Below are 24,839 nucleotides of genomic sequence, written 5' to 3'. Positions count from 1 at the left end.
CGCGACCTCCTCTGAGGACCAACGCCGTGGCGCAAGGAGGAAACATCATGAGCTCGCTTGGTATACGCACGGGAAGTCTCCTGGTTTTCGCTACTGCAACACTGCTGTCCGGATGCGGAAGCGTTCCGGGCCAACGGATGATCACGCCGGCCGCCATTCAGGACACGGGTGGGGATTACAGCACCGATCCCTCGGCGCAACAGCAGATCCCGATCACCGATATCAATCTCGCGCTGCTGCGCAAGATGAACACGATGCAGACGTCCACGACGCTGCCGCCTCAGACCGTGGCGCTGTTCGGCAAGCCGACCGCGTACAAGGTCGGCCCGGGCGACGTGCTGCAGATCGTCGTGTGGGATCACCCGGAACTGGCCGCCGCGCTCGGGCAACCCGCGCAGAACGCCAAGACCACGGACGCCGCGCCCGGCTTTCTGATCGACGAAAGCGGCGACGTGCAGTTTCCGTACGCCGGGACCGTGCATGTGGCCGGCAAGGACGTCGCGGCGATCCAGAAGGAACTGCATCGCCGTCTGAGCAACGTGTATCAGAAGCCGGAAGTGACGGTACGGGTCGCCTCGTTCCGTAACGCGCAGGTCTACGTGGACGGCGAAGTGCGCACTCCTGGCGCGCAATCGCTCAACGACATTCCGATGTCGCTGACCATGGCGATCAGCCAGGGTGGCGGCTTCAGCCCGAATGCGGACCGCAGCCGCGTTGATCTGATCCGCAACGGCGTCACCTATCAGATCAATGTGGACGATCTGATCAAACGCGGCCGCAATCCGTCGGACATCTATCTGCAAGCGGGCGACATGCTGCGCGTGGCCTCGCGTGAAGACAGCGGCGTGTACGTGATGGGCGAGGTCAACAAGCCCGCGACCATTCTGCCCATGCGCAACGGCTCGCTGACACTGTCGCAAGCCATTTCCGACAGCGGCAGTTTCGATTCGAACACGGCGGCGGCTCGCCAGTTGTTCGTGATCCGTAACTCGATGAGCGATTCGCCGCAGGTCTATCACCTCGACGCCACGTCGCCGGTGTCGATGCTGCTCGCCAATCAGTTCGAGCTGCAACCGAAAGACGTCGTGTATGTCGGCCAGGGCGGACTGGTCCGCTTCAACCGTGTGCTGAACCTGCTGCTGCCGGCGATCAACGCGGCCGTGACGGGCGCTGTCCTTGCGAAATAAAAAACGTACAAATTGACCTTGAACCGCCGGGCTTTGTTGGGTGAAGAAAATGGCAATCAACTTCGAAAATCGCTACACCGACGTGTCCGGACCGGACGAGCTGCACTTGTCGGACTATCTGCGAACGATCGTGCGCGGCTGGCGCACGATCGTGATGGTGACGCTGATCGCGCTCGCGCTGGGGTGCGCGTACGCCTTCCTCGCGCCGCCGACGTATCGCGCGGATGTGCTGTTCCATGTCGAGGACAAGACGGCGAACAACAACGCGAACGGCAAGGATTCGTTGCCGCCGCTCACCGGCATGTTCGACACCAAACCGTCGACCGCCGCCGAGATCGAGTTGCTGAAGTCGCGGCTCGTCACGGAAGAAACCGTCAAGACGCTGCACCTCGACATTTCGGCCGCGCCGCGCTACATGCCGCTGATCGGCGGCATGATCGCGGGGCTGGTGAACGGGCAGTGGGGATTCAAGCTGCCGCAGTTCATCAACCTGTCGGGTTATGCATGGGGTGACGAGAGCATCACGGTGTCGCAGTTCGACACCTCGAAAGAGATGTATGACACGACCTTCACGCTGATTGCCGGCAGCGACAATTCATATGTGCTGCGCGACAAGAACGGCATTGCGATCCTGTCGGGCAAGGTGGGCGAGACGGTGCAAACCGATACCGCCGACGGCCCGATCGCGCTGCACGTCGACAAGCTGGTCGGCGCGCCCGGCTCGCGTTACGAACTGACGCGCGCGTCGACGCTGAGCACGGTGGACCGCCTGCAGAAAGCGCTAGTGGTGCAGGAAACCACGCTGCAGTCCGGCATCATCCGCGCGAGTCTCGAAGGCGGCGACAGCGGCCTGACCGCCGCGATCGTCAACAGCATGGCGCGCGAATTCGTCAAGCAGGACGTGGAGAGCCGTTCGACCGAAGCCGAGCACATGCTGGCTTTCCTCGATCAGCAATTGCCGGGCTTGCGCAAGGAACTCGACGACGCCGAGCAACGCTACAACAAGTTCCGCAACACGCACGGCACGGTCGACCTTGGTGAAGAAAGCCGTCTGCTGCTGCAGCAGATCGTCGACAACAAGACCAAGTTGATGGATCTGCAACAGCAACGCGCTGAGATGTCGCAACGCTTCACCGCGAATCACCCGGCGGTGGCCGCGCTCGACGCACAGATCGCCGCGTTGCAAGGCGCAGCCGCCAACATGAATCGCAGCGTGGCGGTGATGCCGGACACGGAGCAGACCGCATTGCGTCTGTTGCGCGATGTGCATGTCGACACCGAGCTGTACACCAACCTGCTGAACAGCGCGCAGCAATTGCGCGTGGCCAAGGCCGGCCAGGTCGGTAGCGTGCGCGTGGTGGACTTCGCTGAAGCGCCTGACGAACCGGTGCGGCCGAAGCGCGTGATCGCGATTCTGATCGCGCTCGGCGGCGGCCTGCTGCTCGGCATTCTGCTGACCTTCTTCAAGCGCGCGATGTACGGCGGCGTGGAACGCCCGGACGAACTCGAGGCGGTGCTCGGCGTACCGGTGTTCGCGGTCGTGCCGCGCAGCCAGACCCAGTTGCGTCTGCAGGAAAACGTCATGCTGCGCCGCCGTGGTCTGCACGTGCTCGCGCAACAGGCGCCGGAAGATATCGCGGTGGAAGGCGTGCGCAATCTGCGCACCTCGTTGCAGCTCTCGCTCGATCACGCCGAGAACAACGTCGTGATGATCACCGGCTCGCGGCCCGATACCGGCAAGTCGTTCCTGTCCGTGAATCTCGCGGCGCTGGTGGCGTCGGCGAACAAGCGCGTGCTGATTATCGACGGCGATATGCGGCGCGGCGACGTGCACTCGCACTTCGGCATCGGCCATCAGCCTGGTTTGTCCGACGTGCTGAGCGGCGGCGATCTGATGTCGATGGTGCAGCGCGACGTGCTGCCGGGCCTCGACGTGCTCGCCAAGGGCACGCTGCCGTCGCATCCGTCCGAACTGCTGATGAGCAAGCGTTTCGAAACGATGCTCGAAGAACTGAAATCGCACTACGACCTCGTGATCGTCGACACGCCGCCGGTGCTGGCGGTGACCGACTCAACGCTGATCGGCAAGCACGCGGGCACCACGCTGCTGGTGGTGCGCCATGGCCGCCATCCGCTCAACGAGATCGCCGAAACGGCCAAGCGGCTGCGCAACGGCGGGGTCGGGCTCAGAGGGGTGCTGCTGACCGATGTGCCGCAGGAAGGCGCGTTCCTCGGTTCGGGCTATCAGGGCGGGTATTACGGGTACGACAGCATTGCAGGTTGACAACGGAGCCCGCCGCGGACCCTTCAACCAGGCGGCGGGCGCCGGGACTTAAATCTAAAAGCTCACACGAGGAGTCGCTCCATGGAACGCAAGGTCGCGCTGATCACCGGCATCACCGGACAGGACGGGTCGTATCTGGCGGAGCTGCTGCTCGCCAAGAATTACGACGTGCATGGCATCAAACGCCGGTCGTCTCTGTTCAATACAGACCGTATCGATCACCTTTACCGCGATCCCCACGATCCGGACCAACGGCTTTTTCTGCACCACGCGGATCTGACCGACTCCACCAGCCTGCTGCGCGTGATTCAACGCGTGGAGCCCGACGAGATTTATAACCTCGCGGCGCAAAGCCACGTCGCGGTGTCGTTCGAGGAACCGGAATACACCGCCAACGCGGACGGCCTCGGCGCGCTGCGGATTCTTGAAGCGATCCGGATTCTCGGGCTGGAAAAGAAGACACGTTTCTATCAGGCTTCGACCTCGGAACTGTACGGCCTCGTGCAGCAGGTGCCGCAGTCGGAGACCACGCCGTTCTATCCGCGCAGCCCTTATGCGGTCGCCAAGCTGTTCGCGTACTGGACCACCATCAATTACCGCGAAGCCTATGGGCTCTATGCGTGCAACGGGATTCTGTTCAATCACGAATCGCCGGTGCGGGGCGAGACCTTCGTGACGCGCAAGATCACGCGCGCAGTGGCGCGGATCGCGGTCGGCATGCAGAAGACGCTTTATCTCGGCAATCTGTCCGCGCTGCGCGACTGGGGCCATGCGCGTGACTACGTGGAGATGCAGTGGCGCATGCTGCAACAGGAGATGCCGGAGGACTACGTCATCGCCACCGGCGTGCAGTACAGCGTGCGGCAGTTCGTGCAGCACGCGGCGGCGGAGCTGGGTGTGACCGTGCGTTTCGAAGGCAGCGGCGTGGATGAAGTCGGCATTGTCGAGAAGGTCGAAGGGCGCGAGATCAAGATGTCGCCCGGCGACGTGATCGTGCGCGTCGATCCGCGCTACTTCCGGCCCGCCGAAGTCGAGACGCTGCTCGGCGATCCGTCGAAGGCGCATGCGAAGCTCGGCTGGAAGCCGACCACCTCGTTCGAGTCGCTCGTCAAGGAGATGGTGCGCTCGGACTATCAGATCGCGAGACGTGACGCGCTGGTCACGCTGGCCGGATTCACGGCGCTGGAACATCACGAGTAACGGCCATGAACCAACAAGCACGCATTTTCGTCGCGGGCCATCGCGGCATGGTCGGCTCCGCGCTGATGAGGAAACTCACCGCCGCGGGGTATCCGAACGTGATCACCCGTTCGCACGCGGAGCTCGATCTCACGGATCAGGCCGCCGTGCAGCGCTTTTTCGAAACCGAACGGATCGACGTGGTGCTGCTGGCCGCCGCGCGCGTGGGCGGCATTCTCGCCAACGCGACGCGGCCGGCCGAGTTCATCTATCAAAACCTGGTGATCGAAGCCAACGTGATTCACGCGGCGTATCGCGCGCAGGTGGAGAGGCTGGTGTTCTTCGGCTCGTCGTGCATTTACCCGAAGCAATGTCCGCAGCCGATCCGCGAGGAGTATCTGCTGACCTCGCCGCTGGAGCCGACCAACGACGCGTACGCGATCGCCAAGATTGCCGGCGTCAAGCTGTGCGACGCCTACAACCGCCAGTACAACACGCAGTACGTCGCGTTGATGCCGACCAATCTGTACGGCCCGAACGACAACTACGACCTGGCCAGCAGCCACGTGTTGCCGGCGCTGCTGCGCAAGGCGCACGAAGCGCGCCTGAGCGGCGCGGCGAGCTTGACGGTGTGGGGCTCGGGCACGCCGCGCCGCGAGTTTCTGCATGTCGACGATCTGGCCGCCGCGACCTTGTTCATGCTGGAACACAACGTGACGGAAGGGCTGTTCAACGTCGGCGTCGGCGAGGATCTGTCGATTCGCGAGCTGGCCGAATGCATCTGCAAGGTGGTGGGCTTCGAAGGCGAACTGGTGTTCGACGCGTCGAAACCCGACGGTACGCCGCGCAAGCTGCTCGACGTCTCGCGGCTCGCGCAGATGGGCTGGCGCGCAACGATCGGGCTTGAAGAGGGTATCGCGGCCACGTATAGGGAATTCGTCGAACTGCACGCCGGCTCGAGCGCCGCCGCGTTGCAGGCATAGCCGCGCGACAGCGGCTGTTGGCAATGCCTCAAACGCAGTGCGTGCGCGGACCGCGCCACGCATGCATGGACGACTTTTTTGGAGTGGCATACACATGACCGCGTCAGTCACGATCTTCCACAACGTCGTATGGTCGCGCCATAAGGGTGTGGTGTTCTCCGCCCTGCATAACATCTCGGCGTCGGGCGCGATCCGCTATTCGATGGTGCAGATCGCCGATACCGAGCATGACCGGATCGGCTTCTCCGACGTGGACTACTCGTTCCATCGTTATCCGATGCAGAAACTCTTCGACGGCTGCTACGAAGACGTGCCGAGAATGAAGCTGATCGCCCGGCTCACGTGGGAAGTGCTGCGCGCCAAGTCGGATCTGATCGTGCTGCCCGGTTATCACCGCCCGGAATACTGGGCGATGCTGGCGGCGTGCATCGTGACCGGCAAACGGCGCGCGGTTTTTTGCGATTCCACCGCGCGCGACCGGCCCAAGAAGCTGCTCACGTCGATCCCGAAGCGGGTGTTTTTCTCGCTGTGCGACGGCTATTTCGGTTTCGGCGAACGCAGCCGCGAGTATCTGCTGTCGCTCGGGGCGAAGCGCGACAAGATCTTCGTGCCGTGCCAGGCGGCCGCGCTACCCGGCTCGTTTTCGCCGGAGCGTGCGCTGGTCGAGCGGGTCGCCGCGCGTGCCGGTAATCCGCCGGTGTTTCTGTATGTAGGCCGGCTCTCGGAAGAAAAGGGCATCGGCACGCTGATCGAAGCGTTCGCCGGTTTGCGGCGGCGTATTCCCGCGGCGAAGCTGCGCATTGTCGGCACCGGACCGATGGCCGAGGTGCTGCATGCGAAGGTGGCCGAGCTCGCGCTCGAAGACGCGGTGACGTTCGCCGGCAGTTTGCAGGACGAGCCGCTCACGCGCGAGTACTACGGCGCGACCTGCATGGTGCTGCCGAGCTATAGCGAACCGTGGGGGCTGGTGGTCAACGAGGCGCTCGCGCACGGTTGCCCGGCGGTGGTCAGCGAGAGTTGCGGTTGCGTGCCGGAACTGGTGATCGACGGCGTGAGCGGTTATGCGTTTACAGCGGGCGACGTGGCCGGCTTGCAGCGCACGATGCTCAAGGCCATGGAAGCCTTCGCCGACGCCGGCGGCACCGCACATCGTTGCATGGACGTGATCCGCCGTTTCGATCCGCCGTCGGCCGCCGCGAATATTGCCCGAGGCTGTGCCCTGATGTTGAGCGATTGACGCGCGCTGTTGCGGCGTCGCGCCTGTGAAGCCCTAACCTGTTCTGGCAGCCATAATGAAGATCCTGATCTACGGCATCAACTACGCGCCGGAACTGACGGGGACAGGCAAGTACACGGCGGAAATGGCCGTGCTGCTAGCCCGCAGGGGGCACGAGGTGCGTGTGGTGTGCGCACCGCCTTATTACCCGGAGTGGCGCGTGACGGCGGGCTACGCGGCGTGGCGCTATCAGCGCGAAATGCGCGACGGCGTATCGCTGTGGCGCGCACCGCTGTGGGTGCCGTCGCGGCCGAGCGGCCTGAAGCGCATGGTGCACCTCGCGAGCTTCGCGCTCAGCTCGCTTCCCTTGATTGCCTGGCAGGCCGTATGGCGTCCCGACGCGGTCATGCTGATCGCTCCCACCTTGATGTGTGCGCCCGCCGCGCTGACGCTCGCACGCGTCACTGGCGCGCGCGCATGGCTGCACATTCAGGACTACGAGGTCGACGCGGCATTCGAACTGGGCCTGCTGAAAAGCCCGCGCGGCGCGCGTTTTGCGCGCTGGATCGAAAGCACGCTGTTGCGGCGGTTCGATGCAGTGTCGTCGATCACGCGGCAGATGAGCGCGCGCGCGGCGGCCAAGGGTGTGGCGCCTTCGCGCATTGTTTGCCTGCCGAACTGGGTCGACGTGTCGGCGATTTTTCCGCTCTCGCGCGCCAGCGACTATCGCCGTGAACTGGGGATTCCCGCCGGGCAGAAGGTGGTGCTGTACTCCGGCAACATGGGCGCGAAGCAGGGGATCGAAACGCTCGCCGACGCGGCCGTGATGCTGGCCGAGCGGACCGATCTCACGTTCGTTTTTTGCGGCAGCGGCGCGGCGCGCGAAAGTCTGCTCGAACGTTGCGCGGGCTTGAGCAACTGCATTTTCATGCCGTTGCAGCCCACCGAGCGTCTGAACGAATTACTCAATCTCGCCGACATTCACGTGCTGCCGCAACGCGGCGACGCGGCGGATCTGGTGATGCCGTCCAAGCTCACCGGCATGTTCGCGAGCGGCCGTGCGACCGTGGCCATGGCGCGTCGCGGCACGGCGCTCTACGAAGCGGTCGCGCCGCGCGGTGTGGTGGTGCCGCCGGACAAAGCCAAGGCGCTGGTGGCGGCGCTCACCATGCTCGCGGGCGATGCCGAACGTCGTGCGGCACTCGGCAAGGCCGCGCGCAGTTATGCGGAGCGTGCGCTCTCGCCGGAGGCGACGATCCGCACGTTCGAGGAGCGCCTGGGTGGACGTGAAGACGCACCACGCGAACGGGTCAAAGCCGAAGCGCCGTTTTTCGGTGCTCGGCATTCGACCGCGGCGGCCCGGCGCCGGCGCAAACCGGCCACGGCGGAGGAAGCCGCGCCGGATTGATCCGGCAAGCGGCCCACGTCATGAATGCGCACTTACCACGGGGAACGATAGACGGCGTGCTTGCCCGTTGCGTACGGATCGGCGTACGTGTTCTTCACGGCGCCTTCGGGCGTCAGCCCGTCGGCGGCCTTGAGTTGCGGTCCTGCCTGGTCGGCCACCCGCAGTTGCGCCGCGCCGGGCGCAGGCGCCTTGCCGTTGCCCCTGCCGAGCGCGGGTTGCGCGCCTTGCCCGCCACCCAGCACGGTCATGCGTTGTTCGTTGAGCAGGGCGGTGCGTTGCGCGTCGTCCGTATCGCCTTGCTGCATGTCGGCGGTGCCGTACGGACGCGGTGCGCCGAGCAGGGTTTGTTCGCTGGTGCGCTGTTTGGCGCGACGATCGACGGGTGCTTGCGGGAGGGTGCCGTACCTCGTGCCGGCGTTAGCGGCCGGTGCGGCCGGCGCGGGATTGTTCTGCGCGAATGCGAGTGCCGGTACGACGCTTGCGCTGAGTGCGAGAAACAGCCAGGTGGCGGGTTGCCGAAGCGAGTTGTTCATTGTGGTCCCCCGGGTGATGCGGTCACGGTACAGCTATCGTGCGCCATCCATGCCGCGCGTAGCCGCCAAAACGCTTGCCCACACGGCCACGCCACAAAGTCGCGCAAGGCGCCGCAACATAATGTAAGGAAACTGCAGTGTGGCCTGCAATCTGTTTACCACCGTTCGTGGTTCGGAGAAAGCTGATGGGTAACGTTGCCGACGATCCGCAGATCGGATGTGCTCCGCAAGCCGAAGAGGCGCACGAAACAGGTCGTGTCATCGACCTGAGTCTCGCTGGAAAAGGCAACTATCGCGCGGCGCGCGGCCCGCTGATCGAACTGATCTGGTTCGTGCTCGAAGCTTGCGTGATCAACAACAAACTGCTACCGCTGTCGGCGGTGCGCGTCGCGCTGCTACGCCTGTTCGGCGCGAAGATCGGCAACGGTTGCCGGTTCGTGCATCCGATCCGCGTAAAGGCGCCTTGGAATCTCGAAGTGGGCGACAAGTGCTGGTTCGGCGTGGACGTGTGGATCTACAACCAGGCGCCGATCCGCATCGGCTCGAACGTCTGCATTTCTCAAGGCACGTTCCTGACCGCTGGGTCGCACGATATGAGCGGCACGATGGATTTACAGGTCGCGCCGATCGTTATTGAAGACGGGGTGTGGATCACCTCGAAGTGCGTCGTGCAGATGGGTGTGACGATCGGCCGTTCGGCGGTGGTGACGCCGTTGTCGGTCGTGCATCGTTCGCTCGAAGCCGAGGGCGTGTATGGCGGCAATCCGTGCCGTTTCATTCGGAAACGGTTTACTTCAGTGACCTGAACCACAGACATAGAACCGCAGCGTTTTTACGCTGAGGAGGCCGAAGTCGTGCTGTCCGGAACATGCCGGGCGCCGCCATGGGAACGCCGATGCCGTCCGGTCGACGCCCGCGGCGACGCCGACGGCGCCGGGTCGCGACGCGCGCGTGAGTCTGCTTGGCCGATCCGGGCGGGTCGGCAAGCGCCAGGGACGCACGCCGGAAATGCATGAAGAAGACGGGAGCAGGGGATGTTTATCGACACTCGTACGGTTGCTCAGAACACGGTCATTGACACGACGGTCTGCATTATCGGTGGGGGCGTGGCCGGCATTACGCTGGCGCTCGAACTGTCGAGGGCGGGCGTGGACGCCTGCATGCTCGAGAGCGGCGGCTTCGGTCCCGACGACGAAACGCGCGACCTCTATCGCGGCGAAAATGCCGGCTTACCGTACTCGTTCGCGGATGGCTCGCGCAGCCGTTATTTTGGCGGCAGCAGCAACTGTTGGGGTGGCTGGTGCCGTCCGCTCGATCCGTGGGACTTCGAGAAGCGCGACTGGATTGCGCACAGCGGCTGGCCGTTCGGTCTCGACGAACTCGCGCCGTACTACGCGCGCACGCATGAACTGCTGAAGCTCGGCCCGCAGAATTTCGACCCCGCTTACTGGGAACGCGAGATCGGCCGTCCCGACGTGCGCCGCCTGCCGCTCTCGACCGGCGACATGCGCGACACGGTCGCGCAGTTCAGCCCGCCGGTGCGTTTCGGCAAGGTGTATCGCGACGAGCTGTCGCAATCGTCGCGGGTGCGCGTGTACCTGCATGCGAACGTGTTGAATATCGACGCCAACGCCGACGGCACCACGATTACCGGCGTGAAAGTCGGCACGATCAGTGGCCGCCGCCTCACGATGCAGGCGAAGATTTTCGTGCTGGCGACCGGCGGGATCGAAAATGCGCGCCTGCTGCTCGCGTCGAACGACGTGCAGGCGGCCGGCCTCGGCAATGCGCACGATCTGGTGGGCCGCTACTTCATGGATCATCCGCGCATGATGTCGGGCAAGGTCCGCTTTCGTCCGGGCAACGCGCGCAACAAGCTGTACGACATCAAGTACCACTACCAGAACGCCGCGGTGTCGGCGCACGGCACGAAGATCTCGTCGCAGTTCGCGCCGAAGCAGGAATGGATGGCGCGCGAGAAGCTGCTGAATTCCCGCGTGTGGCTCTATTCGAAATGGTACGGCGAGGGCAGCGCGGGTTCCGAAGCGCTGATCCATTGCAAGGAAGCGTTGTTGCAGAAGGATCAGCCCGGGCGCAGTTTGAAGCGGGACATCGAGACGATGATCGCGCATCCGCTGGATACCGTGGGTTACGGGTTGACGCGCCTGCTGCAATGGCCTGCGCTGATCACCGACGTGACGCTGCAGGCGATCGTCGAAGCCGTGCCCGATCCGGATAGCCGCGTCACGCTGTCGGCCGATAAACGCGACCGCTTCGGCATGCCGCGCGTGCGGGTCGAGTGGCGTCTGGGCGACCAGGTGCAACGCACGTTCGACAAAACCTTCGCGCTGCTCGCGCAGGAGCTGCAACTGGCCGGCGTCGCCGACGTGCAACTCGACGCGCCGCTCGAAGGCCGCGCATGGCCGACGAAGCTGGAGGGCACGTGGCACCACATGGGCACCACACGCATGCACGACTCGCCGCGCGAAGGTGTGGTGGATCGCGATTGCAAGGTGCATGGCATCAGCAATCTGTATGTGGGCGGCAGTTCGGTGTTTCCGACGGTCGGCGCGAACTTCCCGACCATCACGATCGCCGCGTTGTCGTTGCGGCTCGCGGGTCATCTGGTGCGTCAGCTCGATGTGCCGGATATCGTCGGCAACACGCGGGCGGAAGCGGCCAACAGCGCGATGATGTCGATTCAGGCGACGCCGCAGGTCGAGGTGCTACCCATCGCGGCGTCGACGCTGACGTCGTTGATGAAGGAGCAGTGACGCCTTCGTGCGGTTGAATCGGGTCGGGTGAGCGTTGGAAAAAGTAAGGCGCGCAGTGAGCGCGCCTTACTTTTTTGGGCCGTGTTTTTTAACGCGGGCCTAGCGGCTTTGCTGGGTCGCTTCGCACAGCGTGGCGAGCGGCGTCGGGTCGTCCCGCTCATCGACGGGCGCGCCCTTCGTTTCCAGCAGCGCCGTCAACGCGCTCACCATCGTCTCGATCCGGAAGCGCGCATTGAACGTGCGAGTCGCTTGCGCACGCATCTGTTCGCGCGCGGCGTCGTCGAGGTCGAGCCAGCGCAGCAGATTCTTCTCGGTGCCGTCGACGGTGTCGGGCGCCACCAGGCCTGCGCCGTCCGCTTCGATTTCGCGCCACACGTTGACCTTGTCGGAGATCAGCGCGGGCAGTCCGCAACCCAGCGCTTCGGCCACCGCCACGCCGAAGTTTTCCTGATGCGAGGGCAGCGCGAACACGTCGCTCGCATGGAACGCACCCCACTTGAGATCGCCCTGCAACATGCCGGGCAAACTCAGCCGATGCGCGATGCCGGCCGCCTGGGCCTGTGCGCGCAGCGTCACGCCCCAACCGCTTTCGTCGGGACCGGCGATCACCAGATGCAGCGCCGGGTCGCGGCCCGCCACGCGTGCGAACGCGTCGATCAGCAGATCGCAGCCTTTTTTCGCATGCACACGGCCGAGAAACAGCACGATGCGTTTGCCGCGCAGACCGGGCACCGCTTGCAGGAAAGCTTCGCGCAGCGGTGCGGCGTCGAGCGGCGGCACGGTCGTGCCGAACGGCACGATCCGCTCATTCGCGCGATACAGCCAGAACGATTGACGCGCGCGCGTGCGTTCTTCTTCCGTCGTGAAGATGACGGTGTGTGCGTCGCGCAGCACGCGGTACTCGGCCCACGGCCAGTAGAGCCACTTCTTCATGTGCTTGAGCGGATAAGTCTCTTTGAACCACGGGTCGAGCATGCCGTGCACGTAGACGTAATAAGGCACCTCGCTGTTGCGCAGCGCTTTCCATGCCGCGAAGCCGTGGTATTGCCACAGACCGTGCACGATCACCGCGTCGAAGCGTTTCGCGTTGGCGGCGAGCCACGGTGCGAGACGCGGGTTGTGGCCATAGCGGCTTTGCGTCGGACCGAAGGTGTGCACCGCGAACGGAAACGCGGCGAGGTAGGCGTCGCCGGGCGCATCGCAGGTGGCGACTTCGATGTCGTGACCGGCGTCCTGCATCGCGATACCGCTACGGCGCACGCCTTCGACGGGACCGCCCGCGCAGGGATCGACACTGGCAAGCAGATGGAGGATTTTCATCGGGCGATAGTCGGTCGGTTGGCGCCTGGCGTCGGCGAAGTGTGGGGCACGAGCGCGCCGAATGAAGTAGAAGCTCGGGTATCGCGGGTATCGCGTACGTCACGTCCATCGCGTGAGTCGTTCGAGCCGCGCGACGCGCCGAGCGCGGCGGGCAGGTCGGCACGCCCCATGCCGGGCTGGATGCGACCCGGTAGATCGGGCATCACGCCCGGCCGCCAATTCGGCGGTCTGCGCGGGCGTCTCACGCGCGCCGGCAACGCACGCTGCAAGCGCGAGTGCGTGGCGATCATCAGGCCGAGCGCGATGCCGAATACGAGGCCCGAAAAACGTGGTCCGAGCGGATTGCCGCCGATCGACGTGGCCGGCAACGCGGCGAACAGCATGATGGCGCGCCCGAGCACCGGCAGCATCGGCGCGTCGGGCACCACCGCGCGCCAGTAGCGATACGAGAAGAAGCAGATTGCCAGCGCCGCCAGCGTCGCCAACGGCATGCCGATGCCGAACAGCAGTCCGCCCGCGAAGAACTGGTAGACCCAGAAATTGTGGCCGGCGGCCCATTCGTGGATCGCGTAAAAATCTTCGTCGGAGATCTGTCCGGCGAGATCCGGCAGATAGGCCGGCGAGTAGCGGTAATAGTGGCCGTAGCCTTCGCCGAACAGCACGGTGGACGGCGATTCTGTCACCTGATCGTACTGGTCGCGCATTTCCGCGAGACGCGTGATGGTGGTCGGATCCTTGCCCGATTCCGTTTCCGCGGACGCGAAAATGCGCTGCGTCCAGTGTTCGGCGACGGTCGGGAAACTGACGACCGCGACGCCGGCTATCGCGGCCAGCACGACGCCGACCACGATGCTGCGGCCGAACGCGCGCCAGATGTGCTGAAGTGTCGGCGCGCTCAGCGCCACGGCGAGCAGGAACAGCAGCACCGTGCCGAGCAGCAGGCTGCGCGTCACGCTCAGCAATTCGACGACGACGGTGCCGGCGAACACGCTCACGTTGAACAGCGAGAAGCGCCGCGCCACGACGAACTCGTGCAGCAGCACGGCTTGCAAACCGAGCAACGTCACGGAGATGATGCGGTAGCGCACTTCCTCGAGATCGCCGCTGGTCGCCAGGCCGTAGACGAAGGTGAACACGGCGCTAATCAGATTGGCGACGAACAGCGCACGTTCGAACTGGGAGAGGCGCGATTCGCTCCACGGCCGGCATGCCACGAGGTAGCCGAGCAGGAACAGCACGAAGGGCAGCAGCGTGCGCAGATAGTTGCCGACGTCGTTATCCTGCACGAACTGGGCCACCACGCTGCCGAACACGCATAGCAGCATGCTGGCGGTGACGACCGAGCGCAGCCGCGAACGCTCGCGAAAGCGCGGCGCGACCAGCAACAGCGCGAGGCCGGCGGCGAACGCCGGGACCACGAACACGAACTGTGCGAGGTGGCCTACATTGGCGTCAGTGGCCTTGTAGTCCCAGGCAAGCGGAAGCAGAAAAATCCATATCCAGGGCGTTGCATACTGATGGCGCATTGCTGATCCCTCCCCCGTCGCCGTCGTTTCGCCGTCCGTCTGCAGCGGACGGTCACGTATCGGGCCATTGTGCGGGAATCTCCCAATACGTTAGTTACCTGGACCGCATTCGTCGTCGATTGCCTGGGTTCTGGCGACGGCGGCAAGTGCCTATCTATAGACCCCCGTTGGCGCTTTGGCGCTTACCTGGGTTCCATGCAAGTTCGTTACGGCAAGAGCCGTGCACATCGGCACAGGTTGTCGGCCAATGTCTTGAAGTTGGCGCGCACACACGGACGCAGCCACGGAAGATGCAAAAAGGGCCATGCCCTAGTGCGGGATCGCTTGCACCAGATGACAGGGGAAAAACATGAAATTTTTCGGCGGGGCGCGGCCCACGACACGGGGACGGGCGATCGAACTCGATTTCGTCCGCGGCATCGCGATCATCGCGGTGATGGGATTTCACTTTCACGCGGTCCAAACCGGTAATTACCTGATTCAGGTCATCGAATATCCGCTGAAAAATTTCGGCCGCGAGGGCGTCAATCTGTTCTTCACGCTGAGCGGTTTTCTGGTGGGCGGCCTGTTGCTTCGCCAATACGCTGAAACCGGCCACGTCGATGCGCGACGCTTTATCGTGCGGCGGATTTTCCGCATCTGGCCCGCTTACTACGTGCTGATTGCTTTCCATGTGCTAGCCGGACGGCACCCGTGGAATACCTTCCTCGTTCAGAACCTGACCCACCTGCAGAACTATCTGGGCACCTCGATTACCCAGACCTGGAGTCTCGCGGTCGAAGAACACTTTTATCTCGTGCTGCCCGCGCTGCTATTGCTGTTTGCGCGCTGGAAGCTCGGTGCATGGACGATTGTCGGCGTGCTGACCGGAATCTGCGCGGTGGTGCTGACCGCGCGCTGCTTCGCGGTGGCGGGTGGCGATCTGGATGGCGCGTTCGCCTACACGCAGTACCGGATCGACAGTTTGCTCGTCGGCGTGATTCTCTCGGCGATCTACTGGATGAAGCCCGCTGTCTATCATCAGCTCGCCAGGCGCAAAGGGCTGCTGATTCTCGGCGTCGTTATCCTGTGTGCGTGGCTGGTGCTCGCGACCAAAAATCTCGCGCTCGACGAAAGCATCGGTTATACGATTCAGGCGCTCGGTTTCGCCGCGCTGATCGTACTGGTGCTCGAGTATTCCGGCTCGCTGCGCGAGTCGTGGATTTACCGCGGCGTGGCGTGGATCGGCCTCTATTCGTACGGGATTTACTTGTGGCATTCGCTGGCGCTCGCGCCGGGCGACATCCTGATTCGCAAGACCACGGCAATGGGATTTCCGCCGAGCCTGATCTGGGTGCTCGCGCTGACGGCGCAATTCGCGATTGCCATCTTTATCGGCTACGTGACCACGCGCGCGATCGAATACCCGTTCCTGCTGATGCGCAACGCGCTGTTCCCGGAAAAGCGCAGCAGTTCGGTGCGCGAGGAAGTGCCCGCGGGTGGGCAGTTATCTTGAGCGTGGGGTTTGCGTTGTGGCCGATTGCCGGTAGTGGCGGTCGGCTGTAGCTGGTCAGATTGACGGGCTGGATGTGACGAGGCGTCCATCGTAATGATGGACGCCTCGTTTTTTGCGGAGGAGGTGTTGCGGAGTTGGGCGGCGCGGAAAAAAAGCAACGCGCCCTAAAACCACGCTGAAACTCAAGCCATCTGCTGCAGCAAGGTCTGCTTGAATTGCCCGAGCGTGTGCCGCGATAGCAGGTTTTCGCGAGCGGCCGGCTCGGCTTCGCGCGGATGCGGCCACGACGTCATGGTTTCCGTAATCGCACGGCCAATCGACGCGGAACTCAGGTCGCTCAGAATCGGCCCCAACTCGCAGCGCCGGCTGAACCAGCCGATCAATCCGTCTTCCGTCGCGATTACCGGCTTGCCGAACCGGTACGCCTGCACCAGCACGCCGCTCATGCCGTAGTGTCCCTTGTAGCCGAGCCACACCGCGTCGCAGGCGGAGAACAGATCACGTTCGATGTCGTTAGAAATGAACTCGTCGAGCACCAGCGGCGCGGGCGTCAGACTGCGCACGTGATTGCGCATGAAGTGGCGGGTCACGTCGTCCTGCTCGCCGGCGACGATCAGCGTCGGTGCGTGTTCCAGCCGCGTCAGCGCGTGCACCAGTTCGTAGATGCCTTTGCGTTCGGTGATCGCGCCGTACACGAGCAGATAGCGCTGGTCGGGATCGAGGCCGAGACGCGCACGCGCGAGCACCGGATTTTCCGCGTGCTCGTCGGGAAACGGATCGGCGACATAGGCGACTTTCGCGCTGCTCTTCGACGAATGATGCGCGGCCCAGTCGGGCAACGTGGGGTCGATAGTCAGCAGCGTACGCAGTCCGCCGGTGCGAATCGCGCGCTTGAACAACTGCGCCTTGATCGCGTTGACGACCGGCCGATCGGGCGCCTTGATGCCGACCTTGTGGTGATGGAACGTCGCCCGCATCGTGATGCCGATCCATGGCGTCTTGCCGAACGGCGAGCCGAGAAACGGCAACGAATAGAAAAAGTAATCGACGTAGGGCACCACCACGAGGCGGATGTTCTGCATGCGGCTGAGGATCGAATGCACGCGCTTGAAGTAGCGGTGAAAGCGCCAGTACGGATTCGGATCCGGCAAACGGCCGCGCTGCGGCTCTTCGGGATCGACGAACGCGATCTGCTGGTCCGGGCGGTTGGCGGCGGTGATCTGACGCGCGAGCCGGTGATCTTCGTTCGCGCATTCGGTCACCAGAATGCATGGGTAACCGGCTTCCGCGCAGGCCTGCATGGTCCACTCGACATAGCGCCAGCGATGGCCGGTCAGATTGGGTTCCACTATCAGGACGTAGTCTTGTTCCATCGCGTCGGTAACCTGTGCGTGGTAGGAGAAAAAAGTACCTGAGCGCCGGCTGTTGCGAGGCGCTAGCGGAGCAACGTTAGCATCGCCCGCGTAAGGGTAATGGCTAATTTGACCCGCTTTGTGTGCCAACGTACCAGGGTCTGTTGGCTTAGGCTGACCACGCCTAGCTGATGGCGGTTGTCGCCGATTCTCTCGCGGTAAGGTCGAGACTGGAGTTCGAGGAAAACCCCGCCAGCTTGCTGGTGCAACCCAATGAATTGTGCGCCGGCGGCGTTCGCAGCGATACTTTTATCGCTGCCTGGCGCCCATCTGGCCGCACCAGGTTTTGACGGAGAGACAGCTTGCGGGCGATCAGGCTTCCGGCAGTGTCGATAGCGGGCAGTTTCGGCGCGAGTGCGGCAACGTGGGTGTTGCTGCAACAGTTCGCCGTGCGTGGCCTCGTGGCGATCAAATTCCTCGCGATCGGCCGCATGCTCGGGCCGGCGGCGATCGGCAGCGTGAGCGTGGCCTTGCTCGCGGTGGCGATTGCCGAAGCGCTGTCCGACACCGGGCTCGCGCAGGCCGTCATTCAGGGCGAGCATGCGCCCACGCGTCCGCAACTCGGCGCGGTCTGGACGACGCTGACCGCGCGCGGCGTCCTCATTTCTTTACTGCTGGTCGCGCTTGCGCCGCTGCTGAGCAGTCAATTCCATCTGAACGGTTCGCTCGTGCTGATACAACTGGCCGCGTTGTTGCCGTTGTTGCGCGGGCTGGCTTCACCGACCTACTACGTGGTGCAGCGCGAGCGGCGCTTTCAGCACATTGCCGGCGTCGAAGTGGCGGCGTCGTTCGTCGATTGCTCGGTTGGGCTCGCGCTCGCGTATTTCGGCGCGGGTGCGGCTTCGGTGCTGATCGGGCTCGTGGCGGGCGAAAGCTTGAAGAGCACGCTGACCTGGGCCACCATGAAACCGCGTCCGCCGATTCGCGCGGTGTGGTCGGGCATCGGTCACTATGTCGGGTTCAGCCGCTGGATCTGGGCGAGCAGCGTGATCAATCTGTTGCTCAATCAGTTCGATAAGGTGGTGGTCGGCAAACTGCTCGGGCCCGCGCAACTGGGCAGCTATCAGATGTCGTCGCGGCTCGCGCAGATGCTGCTCGCCGATGCGGCGATCGCCATGTCGCAATACCTGTTTCCCACGTTCGCGGCGCACCACAGGCGCAATCCGCAGTCGGCGTCGCGCGTCATCAAGATCTATCTGCTGGCGATCGCGGTGGGACTGACCGCGTTCGTCGTGGTGCTCAGGATGATCGCCGAGCCGTTGTTCTCGCTGATTCTCGGCGCGGCCTGGCTGCCCGCGGTGCCGCTGTTCCGGATCCTCGTGATCAACATGGCGATCGGTGCGCTGATCGCCGTGCTCGTTGCGTATCTGCGCGCGGTGGGCGATGCGAAGGCGACCGTGCATGCGTCGGCGATTCAGGTCGTCGTGCTGCTGGTGAGTGCGCCGCCCGCGGTGCATTGGTGGGGCGTGACGGGCATTGCCTGGTCGATGACGCTCGGCCTCGGCTGCGCTGCGGCGTGGATGCTATTCAGGACGCTGACTGCAAGGACGTCGTGATGCGAGTTTTCCATCTGGTGCTTGCGCCACGATTATCGGGCGCGGAAGTCCTGGCGAAGGACCTCGCGCTTGACCAGTCCGCCGAAGGGATGGCGGTGTGCGTGGCGTCGCTGCTGCCCGCGCATGCCGATTTCGCTTCGTTGCGCGAGGAACTGCAGAGCCACGACGTGCAGTGCTGGTTCCCGCGGCATCGGCATGGTTTGCCCGTCAAGCTGTGGCAGTTGTTCCGCGCGGTGCAGCGCTTCCGTCCCGATGTGATCTTCGCGCACGCAACCATTCCGTCGTTTTACGCGCGCGCGTTGCCGCTGCGTGTGCCGGTCGTGTACGTCATGCATTCGGCGGGCAACGACTTCGAGCGGCCGCTGTTCCGGCGCGTCGAACATCTCCTGAAGGGTCGCGCGCGGGTGGTGATCGGCGTGTCGCAGCAAGGCGTGACCGATTACGTGAAGGCCATCGGCCCGCATCCGTCGATGACGGTGGTGCCCAACGGCGTGGACCTGGCGCGTTTTTCGTTCACAGATAGCGTGGCGCGCAGCGATTGCGCGCCGCAAGTCGTGCAGATTGGCCGCTACACCGCGCTGAAAAATCAGCTCCTCACGGTGCGCGCGTTCAGCGAAGTGCTCAAGCAGGTGGACGACGCGCGTCTCGTGCTTTACGGCGTGATCGAAGACCCCGAGTATCAGGCCGAGGTGATCGCGCTGGCCGACCAGCTCGGCATCGGCGAACGTGTGGTGGTCGCCGGGCCGCGTACCGACGTGGCGCGTGTGCTGTCGGAGTCGAACGTGTTCGTGATGCCGTCGCAGTCCGAGGCGCATAGCGTGGCGTTCCTCGAAGCGTTGGCCTCCGGCGTGCCGATCGTGGCGAACCGGATTCCGGCCTTCGCGTTCGCGAACGGCTTTCCGAACGTGCAACTGGTCGATACCGAAGATATGCGGTGCTATGTCGAGGCCGTGGTCGCCGCGTTGGGACAGGCGCGGGCGCAACGCTCGCTCACCGGTCTGACGCTCAGGGATACGGCGGCTCGCTACCGCGCAATCGCCAATCAGGTGAAGCTCGCGGTGCCGACGCGGTAGGGCGTGGCGCGCTGGCGCGTTGGTCTATATGGCGTGGCTTCGCGGCGAGGGTCTTGCGATGCCGGGCTCAATCAATGGTGATTGTCCAACTGTGGATCCGGCACAGGATCGGGTATGGACGGCGCAGGCAGGGTGAACGCCGGCTCGGCTTCGCGCGCGGCGAGCATCACGAGACGCTGCGCTTCCTTGCTGCTCGAGTCGATTTGCAGCGCACTGCCCGCGCTATGGCGCACGCAGGTCCAGCGCGCGATCGTGCCGCAACTTCGCGCGAGGCTCAGCAGGGCGTCGCGTTGCTGTTCGCGCGTGTTGAGCGTGGAGCGCATGTTGAGGGCGTCACGGTTATCCGGCTGCACGGCGATTGCTGCGGCGAGTCGCGCGCGGGTCGCCGACAGATTGTTTTGCTGGAGATCGAAGCGTGCGGCTTTGATATGCCGCGAGACGTCCGTGCGCGATTTATCCGGCGAGTTGCTGCCGGAGTTGCCGGCGTTGCTTGCTGTGCGCAGGGTGTCCGGCGCGGCGGCCGCGACGCGGCGCGGTGCGGGCAATGGTGGATTCGCGGGCGGGAGTGGCGGCAAGCGTGCGGGTGCGGCGCGCTGCGAGGCGATGACCGTGAGGCGTGGGGTGGTCGTGGCCGTGGCCGGCGTGCGTTGAGTGGCGGCGAGTGCCGGTCGCTGTTCGTTGGCTGCCGCGGAGCGTTGGGTGTTGGCGGCGAGGGTGCGTTGGGCGGTGACGACCGCAGGGCGCTGCGTCGTCTCGGTCGTAGGCCGCTGACTGGTGACAGCCGGGCTACGTTGGGAAGCGACGATCGCAGGGCGCTGCGTGGTCTCGGTGGCGGTGGCGTTTGCGGCGTGCTGCGCGGCGACCTGCGGACCATGTTGAGAAGCGACGACGGTAGGGCGCTGTGTCGTCGCGGTTGTGGTCGCAGTCGCGGTTGTGCTTGCGGTTGACGACGGGCGCTGAGCGGTGACAACGGGCGCATGCTGGGCCGCCATCGTCGTGGACCGCTGCGCTGCCGCGGCTGCCGATCGATTCGTCGAAGGCGCTGCGGGATGCTGAACTACCGCAATCGGCGGCACGACATTCTGCGTCTTCACCTTGCCCGAGACTTCGATGGGCGGTCCGACGCCCGAGTCGTTGCTGTGGATGAAACCCAGGTACACCGCGGACGCCACCACCAGCACCGAACCGCTGATCACCAGCGACTGCCGTAATCGCTGATGCGGTGGCGCGTCGACCACGGGTTCCTCTACCACGTCGTAGGGATTGACCAGCGCGCGCGACGAAGGCCGCCAGATTCTGCGCGCGGGCAGTCGCGCGTCGATCGTCGAGGGGGGGGGCTCCAACGGAATCTTCAAAGACGGAGGCGGCGCCGGATGCGCGTCGAGCGTCTCGACCGGATGCGCATGACACGAAGGACAGCGCGTAAAACGGCCGCTTAGCGGCTCACCGCAGTGGCCGCATCGGGGATAATCCTGCTGATCGGAAGTAATGTCGCTAAGCATTGCCGTTTCGCAAAAGGGCGTCAAATACTGACGCCACAATCAAGGAAAACAAGGCTCCGCAGCGAGGCGTGCAAGCCGGGTTACTGTGTTACCACGTAACCCCGCGCCTGCATGCATGCACCATACGCGGCCCAATACTGTGTCATCGGCGGCTCGGGCGCCGGCAGCGGCGGCAGCTTCACGCCCGAGGCCGCAGCGACCTCCGTTGCGCTTGCCGCGGCGGTTTCCGAGGCGCCATTGTCCGCACTCGTCGCCGATGCGGAATTGGCGGCCATCGCCGTCGCATTCGAAGCGGGCGTGGCCGCCGTCGCGTTGGCTGAACTAGCTGGATTAGTTGCGTTGCTTGCCTTGGCCCCTGACGCGCCCGCTGCGGCGGTGGCAACCGGTGCGCTGGCGCCGGGCGCGCTCGCGTCGGCCGGCATGCCGATGCCGGGCGGCGTGGCCGAGAAGCTGCTGGGCGGCAACGGCGGCCGCGAAGGCACACCGGTCGATGAGGTCTTGGTAACAGCAGGGTGGCGCGGCGGAATCTGCGATTCGTGCGCTATGTTGACTTTGGTTTGCCGGTTCGCCGCCGCATAGCAGGTCGCGGTGTCGATGCTGCGCTGATAAGGGCTCTGACTGCGAATGGGATAGACCAGCGGCTGCCATCCGAAAGCAGCACTGCTAAACACTACCAGCGTCAATAGAATATAAGTTTTGATTTTCATCGCAGTCGCTCCCGCAGCGATGTTTCGCCCTTCACAGGCAATCGCGCTTCGCGGTATGTTCTGATGGCTGCTGATTCTGCCGCTGAACGGCGGCTCACTGCCGCGAAGGCTGCTTTCCTGAGCGTAGCACCTCGGGCTATCGACACCATGCGCCGTATAGCGCGCGAATACGCCATCCTGCAGTCTAATCAAGACAGATTGGCGAACGCGTGTTGCAAACGGCGCGAAATCCCAGGGACACTCCCTAGGCCATGCGTGTCCGTTACTGGAAGGTCGCGCTGATCGATAACTGCACCGCGTTGCCCTTGGGCCGGTTCTCCACTTCGAATTCATTGACCCAGCGCAGCGACGCGGACACCGGTGTTTTGCTGACCTTGCCGGACCACGACACCATCGGGCCGATACCCACCGAATGACCTCGCGAGCCGCCGGTGAATTCGGCGAGACCGCCCGTGTCGTTGCCCAATTGCTGAATGTAGCCGCCGATCACGCCGAGACCCCAGCCACCTGTAAAGCGTTTCACGGCCATCAGGTCGAGGACGCTGAGCGGCGCGTTGTGATAATGCGTGTCGCTATTCGCGGTATAGAACTCGATGCCGTAGTTCACCGACAACTCGATGTTCTGCGCGGGAATCAGCTTCGTGTAGGCCAGCGTCGGAATGAAGGTCCAGGTGTTCTGCCCGGCATTGGCGAGCCGGTTCGGGTTATAGGCGCCGGTCGGCGCGTACATCTGCACGCTGAGCGCGATGTGATCGGTCTTGCTCAGGTGGTAGCCCGCGACCACTGGCGTGAAGAAGATATCGCTGAACTGCGTCGCGGTGTCGTTCGGCAAGCGTCCGTGAAACGACGACACGTCGGTGTACTGAACCGGCACGCCGAACGACGACGCGAAATTCCAGCCGCCCGCGGTAATGCCCCAGGTCCGGATCGCGTTGATCAGGTTGTACGAGATGTCATAGTTGATCCCGGCCGTGACGGTGCCGGCAATCGGAATGCTTTTGCTCGCGCCGAGCGAACCTTCGTAATAGATCGACGTGATGGACACGATCCAGTCGGCGGTGGGCGGCACCACGCCGGCATACGGCGTGACCTGCATCCCCGTGATCGGACGGCCTATGCCGCCTTCCGTCGCCATCGATGCCTGCGCCGCGCCCAGCGCGCACATCGCGAGGGCGAGACGGGTGGTGTGGCCTTGCCAATACCGGACGCTGTGCGCTTTCATTCGAGCCCCTCTCTGGTTCAGGCGCCGCTATTGTTTCCGCGGGACCGGGAATGTCCATTTGCCGTTGAACACCGCCGCCTCCGGACCATAGATTCGCGCGATCACGTCATACGCGCCCTCCGGTGCGGGCAACCAGTTCGACTCCCTGGCCGGCCCGGGCGACGTATGTTGAAGATAGATATCGAGCGAACCGTCGTCGCCGTATTTGAGGCCGCGAGTCCGGTCGCCGATCGAATACCGGTGAATCGGATTCGCGACCAGGTGGCGCGCGGGCAAGTCGTACATGGTCATCGACCAGAAGAATGTGGCCGGCGGCAAATCCTGCTTGTCGAAATGAATCACATAAGGCTGCGAGCCGAGCAATTGCTGATGGTCGGCATTCAGACGGGTGCCGACATACACCGCTTCTTCTTTCGTATTGCCGTAGATGCCCATCGCGGCCGCCACGGCGCGCGTCGTGTAGTTGCTGCCGAGATCCTGCCGCGTGCCGAACAGATCGAACGAACTCGTAGTCTGTTTTTCCGCGTTCGCGAGCGCGGCTTTGCCGTCGGCGACACCGGCTTCGAGCGCGGCGCGTTGATCCGGTTGCAGGGCGGACGCATCGAACGGTTTGCCAGGCGCGATGCCGATGGTCGCGAACCGCTGCATCAAATCGGCTTCGGCGGGGTTGGTCGGTTGCGTGAATTGCAGCAGAAAATTCAGGTAGGCGATGAAGTCGATCGAGGTCGCCTTCGCCTCGTCCCACTTCGGAAACGACAGCTTCGGCGCTGGCGGAGGCGGCGCGCTGTGCTCGAACGCGGAGAGCGGCGTCAGCTTGTAGCCCTTCTGGATCGCCTGCAGATTCTTCACGTCCGCGGGTCCGAGCAGCGCGGTGCGACCCAGCGTGACGATGAAATCCGTCTCGGAGCGAAATACCTTGTCGATACCTTTGGGCGTTTCGCCATGCCAGTTCGGTCCCGCGAACAGGTAGTGGCCCGCGCCGTCGCCGGTGGTGCGCGAGCCGACGTACGCGAAGTTATAGGTGAACAGATCGATCCACTGGAACACGTAATAGCGCTTGTCGGGGATCGCCGGCACCGTCAGCACCCAGGGCTCGCGCCGCAGATCGAGCCACGCCCAGGAATACGGCGTGTCGTTGTTCGGCGTGACGATGTCCTTGTTCTCCGGGCCATAAGGCTGCGAATAATTGCGAAACCGGCCAAAGCCGCCGACGTAGGATTTCGCGGCGGGATCCACGGCCTGCTCGTACAGCGTCTTGTAGTTGTAGAGCATCGGATACGCGTAGAGGAACGCGTCTTTGGCGATGCCACGCGCGTCGGCGGCAGACGCCGTGAACGCGGCGGGCGGCGCGGCGCCGTTCGTCTGTGTGTAGCCCGGCGACGCCCAGGACGCGGCGAGTGCTGCGAACACGCTCACTACCAGTAAAGGACGAAACGTCATTTTTTCGCGCCTCGCGAGTTGT

At 64.1% G+C, this 24,839-nt stretch carries 19 protein-coding genes; 11 read left to right on the top strand and 8 right to left on the bottom strand.

Going from position 1 to position 24,839, the window contains the following annotated elements; translation table 11 throughout:
- The first annotated feature begins 47 nt into the window (after positions 1-47).
- The 6 genes from HWY05_RS24760 to HWY05_RS24735 all read left to right on the top strand — a co-directional run bounded on the left by HWY05_RS24760 (position 48) and on the right by HWY05_RS24735 (position 8,257).
- The gene (locus HWY05_RS24760) at positions 48-1,187 is read left to right on the top strand and encodes a polysaccharide biosynthesis/export family protein (RefSeq protein ID WP_035552799.1); all 1,140 of its coding nucleotides are present in this window, start codon (positions 48-50) and stop codon (positions 1,185-1,187) included.
- 49 nt (positions 1,188-1,236) lie between these two features.
- Positions 1,237-3,471 (top strand): polysaccharide biosynthesis tyrosine autokinase, encoded by a 2,235-nt coding sequence (locus HWY05_RS24755; RefSeq protein WP_035552796.1) that lies wholly within the window; start codon positions 1,237-1,239, stop codon positions 3,469-3,471.
- Between the two features lie 81 nt (positions 3,472-3,552).
- Positions 3,553-4,671, top strand: coding sequence for a GDP-mannose 4,6-dehydratase (gmd, locus tag HWY05_RS24750; RefSeq protein WP_035552795.1), 1,119 nt, complete (start codon positions 3,553-3,555; stop codon positions 4,669-4,671).
- A 5-nt stretch (positions 4,672-4,676) separates the two neighbouring features.
- Complete coding sequence (locus tag HWY05_RS24745; protein ID WP_035552793.1) at positions 4,677-5,633, top strand: GDP-L-fucose synthase; 957 nt, start codon at positions 4,677-4,679, stop codon at positions 5,631-5,633.
- Positions 5,634-5,727: 94 nt separating this feature from the next.
- Positions 5,728-6,870, top strand: coding sequence for a glycosyltransferase family 4 protein (locus HWY05_RS24740; protein WP_035552792.1), 1,143 nt, complete (start codon positions 5,728-5,730; stop codon positions 6,868-6,870).
- A gap of 55 nt (positions 6,871-6,925) precedes the next feature.
- Positions 6,926-8,257 (top strand): glycosyltransferase WbuB, encoded by a 1,332-nt coding sequence (locus HWY05_RS24735; protein WP_035552790.1) that lies wholly within the window; start codon positions 6,926-6,928, stop codon positions 8,255-8,257.
- 32 nt (positions 8,258-8,289) lie between these two features.
- Here HWY05_RS24735 and HWY05_RS24730 read toward each other — a convergent pair whose 3' ends face one another.
- Complete coding sequence (locus tag HWY05_RS24730; RefSeq protein WP_176059930.1) at positions 8,290-8,790, bottom strand: hypothetical protein; 501 nt, start codon at positions 8,788-8,790, stop codon at positions 8,290-8,292.
- A gap of 185 nt (positions 8,791-8,975) precedes the next feature.
- Here HWY05_RS24730 and HWY05_RS24725 point away from each other — a divergent pair, with 185 nt between their 5' ends.
- Positions 8,976-9,596 (top strand): DapH/DapD/GlmU-related protein, encoded by a 621-nt coding sequence (locus HWY05_RS24725; protein ID WP_035552786.1) that lies wholly within the window; start codon positions 8,976-8,978, stop codon positions 9,594-9,596.
- Positions 9,597-9,824: 228 nt separating this feature from the next.
- Complete coding sequence (locus tag HWY05_RS24720; RefSeq protein ID WP_035552784.1) at positions 9,825-11,564, top strand: GMC family oxidoreductase; 1,740 nt, start codon at positions 9,825-9,827, stop codon at positions 11,562-11,564.
- 99 nt (positions 11,565-11,663) lie between these two features.
- Here the strand turns inward: HWY05_RS24720 and HWY05_RS24715 are convergent, their stop codons facing one another.
- Positions 11,664-12,884: a glycosyltransferase gene (locus tag HWY05_RS24715; RefSeq protein ID WP_176059929.1), complete on the bottom strand. Its 1,221-nt coding sequence runs from the start codon at positions 12,882-12,884 to the stop codon at positions 11,664-11,666.
- Positions 12,881-14,410, bottom strand: coding sequence for a hypothetical protein (locus tag HWY05_RS24710; RefSeq protein WP_176059928.1), 1,530 nt, complete (start codon positions 14,408-14,410; stop codon positions 12,881-12,883). Before HWY05_RS24710 ends, HWY05_RS24715 begins: the two co-directional genes overlap by 4 nt.
- 349 nt (positions 14,411-14,759) lie before the next feature.
- Here HWY05_RS24710 and HWY05_RS24705 point away from each other — a divergent pair, with 349 nt between their 5' ends.
- Complete coding sequence (locus HWY05_RS24705; protein ID WP_035552779.1) at positions 14,760-15,905, top strand: acyltransferase; 1,146 nt, start codon at positions 14,760-14,762, stop codon at positions 15,903-15,905.
- 182 nt (positions 15,906-16,087) lie between these two features.
- Here the strand turns inward: HWY05_RS24705 and HWY05_RS24700 are convergent, their stop codons facing one another.
- A complete protein-coding gene (locus tag HWY05_RS24700) occupies positions 16,088-17,278 on the bottom strand; it encodes a glycosyltransferase (RefSeq protein ID WP_176059927.1) in 1,191 nt (396 codons plus the stop codon).
- A gap of 341 nt (positions 17,279-17,619) precedes the next feature.
- On the opposite strand from HWY05_RS24700, the gene HWY05_RS24695 reads away from it, so the two are divergent.
- Together HWY05_RS24695 and HWY05_RS24690 are read left to right on the top strand one after the other, a co-directional pair.
- A complete protein-coding gene (locus HWY05_RS24695) occupies positions 17,620-18,873 on the top strand; it encodes an oligosaccharide flippase family protein (protein WP_035552775.1) in 1,254 nt (417 codons plus the stop codon).
- Positions 18,873-19,946, top strand: a complete 1,074-nt coding sequence (locus HWY05_RS24690) for a glycosyltransferase (protein WP_035552772.1) — start codon at positions 18,873-18,875, stop codon at positions 19,944-19,946. The genes HWY05_RS24695 and HWY05_RS24690 overlap by 1 nt, the downstream gene beginning before the upstream one ends.
- 71 nt (positions 19,947-20,017) lie before the next feature.
- Here the strand turns inward: HWY05_RS24690 and HWY05_RS24685 are convergent, their stop codons facing one another.
- The 4 genes from HWY05_RS24685 to HWY05_RS24670 form a co-directional block, all read right to left on the bottom strand.
- Positions 20,018-21,448 (bottom strand): hypothetical protein, encoded by a 1,431-nt coding sequence (locus HWY05_RS24685; protein WP_176059926.1) that lies wholly within the window; start codon positions 21,446-21,448, stop codon positions 20,018-20,020.
- 80 nt (positions 21,449-21,528) lie between these two features.
- Complete coding sequence (locus HWY05_RS24680; RefSeq protein WP_176059925.1) at positions 21,529-22,155, bottom strand: hypothetical protein; 627 nt, start codon at positions 22,153-22,155, stop codon at positions 21,529-21,531.
- A gap of 262 nt (positions 22,156-22,417) precedes the next feature.
- The gene (locus HWY05_RS24675; RefSeq protein ID WP_051980593.1) at positions 22,418-23,377 is read right to left on the bottom strand and encodes a transporter; all 960 of its coding nucleotides are present in this window, start codon (positions 23,375-23,377) and stop codon (positions 22,418-22,420) included.
- A 27-nt stretch (positions 23,378-23,404) separates the two neighbouring features.
- Positions 23,405-24,817 carry a DUF1254 domain-containing protein gene (locus tag HWY05_RS24670; RefSeq protein WP_176059924.1) on the bottom strand — a complete coding sequence of 471 codons (1,413 nt, stop codon included), beginning with the start codon at positions 24,815-24,817 and terminating at the stop codon, positions 23,405-23,407.
- Positions 24,818-24,839 lie beyond the last annotated feature (22 nt).

The organism is Paraburkholderia sp. BCC1876, assembly GCF_902833695.1.
Lineage (GTDB): Bacteria > Pseudomonadota > Gammaproteobacteria > Burkholderiales > Burkholderiaceae > Paraburkholderia.
Note: the sequence above shows the minus strand (reverse complement) of the source record. Positions and strands in the feature narration are given on the sequence as shown.

Bases quoted from the DNA above. Each gene is read 5' to 3' on its own strand.
- HWY05_RS24675 (WP_051980593.1), bottom strand. From the start codon at position 23,377: ATGAAAGCGCACAGCGTCCGGTATTGGCAAGGCCACACCACCCGTCTC.
- HWY05_RS24730 (WP_176059930.1), bottom strand. From the start codon at position 8,790: ATGAACAACTCGCTTCGGCAACCCGCCACCTGGCTGTTTCTCGCACTC.
- HWY05_RS24715 (WP_176059929.1), bottom strand. From the start codon at position 12,884: ATGAAAATCCTCCATCTGCTTGCCAGTGTCGATCCCTGCGCGGGCGGT.
- HWY05_RS24690 (WP_035552772.1), top strand. From the start codon at position 18,873: ATGCGAGTTTTCCATCTGGTGCTTGCGCCACGATTATCGGGCGCGGAA.
- HWY05_RS24735 (WP_035552790.1), top strand. From the start codon at position 6,926: ATGAAGATCCTGATCTACGGCATCAACTACGCGCCGGAACTGACGGGG.
- HWY05_RS24745 (WP_035552793.1), top strand. From the start codon at position 4,677: ATGAACCAACAAGCACGCATTTTCGTCGCGGGCCATCGCGGCATGGTC.
- HWY05_RS24720 (WP_035552784.1), top strand. From the start codon at position 9,825: ATGTTTATCGACACTCGTACGGTTGCTCAGAACACGGTCATTGACACG.
- HWY05_RS24680 (WP_176059925.1), bottom strand. From the start codon at position 22,155: ATGAAAATCAAAACTTATATTCTATTGACGCTGGTAGTGTTTAGCAGT.
- HWY05_RS24755 (WP_035552796.1), top strand. From the start codon at position 1,237: ATGGCAATCAACTTCGAAAATCGCTACACCGACGTGTCCGGACCGGAC.
- HWY05_RS24740 (WP_035552792.1), top strand. From the start codon at position 5,728: ATGACCGCGTCAGTCACGATCTTCCACAACGTCGTATGGTCGCGCCAT.
- HWY05_RS24705 (WP_035552779.1), top strand. From the start codon at position 14,760: ATGAAATTTTTCGGCGGGGCGCGGCCCACGACACGGGGACGGGCGATC.
- gmd (WP_035552795.1), top strand. From the start codon at position 3,553: ATGGAACGCAAGGTCGCGCTGATCACCGGCATCACCGGACAGGACGGG.
- HWY05_RS24725 (WP_035552786.1), top strand. From the start codon at position 8,976: ATGGGTAACGTTGCCGACGATCCGCAGATCGGATGTGCTCCGCAAGCC.
- HWY05_RS24760 (WP_035552799.1), top strand. From the start codon at position 48: ATGAGCTCGCTTGGTATACGCACGGGAAGTCTCCTGGTTTTCGCTACT.
- HWY05_RS24700 (WP_176059927.1), bottom strand. From the start codon at position 17,278: ATGGAACAAGACTACGTCCTGATAGTGGAACCCAATCTGACCGGCCAT.
- HWY05_RS24670 (WP_176059924.1), bottom strand. From the start codon at position 24,817: ATGACGTTTCGTCCTTTACTGGTAGTGAGCGTGTTCGCAGCACTCGCC.
- HWY05_RS24685 (WP_176059926.1), bottom strand. From the start codon at position 21,448: ATGCTTAGCGACATTACTTCCGATCAGCAGGATTATCCCCGATGCGGC.
- HWY05_RS24710 (WP_176059928.1), bottom strand. From the start codon at position 14,410: ATGCGCCATCAGTATGCAACGCCCTGGATATGGATTTTTCTGCTTCCG.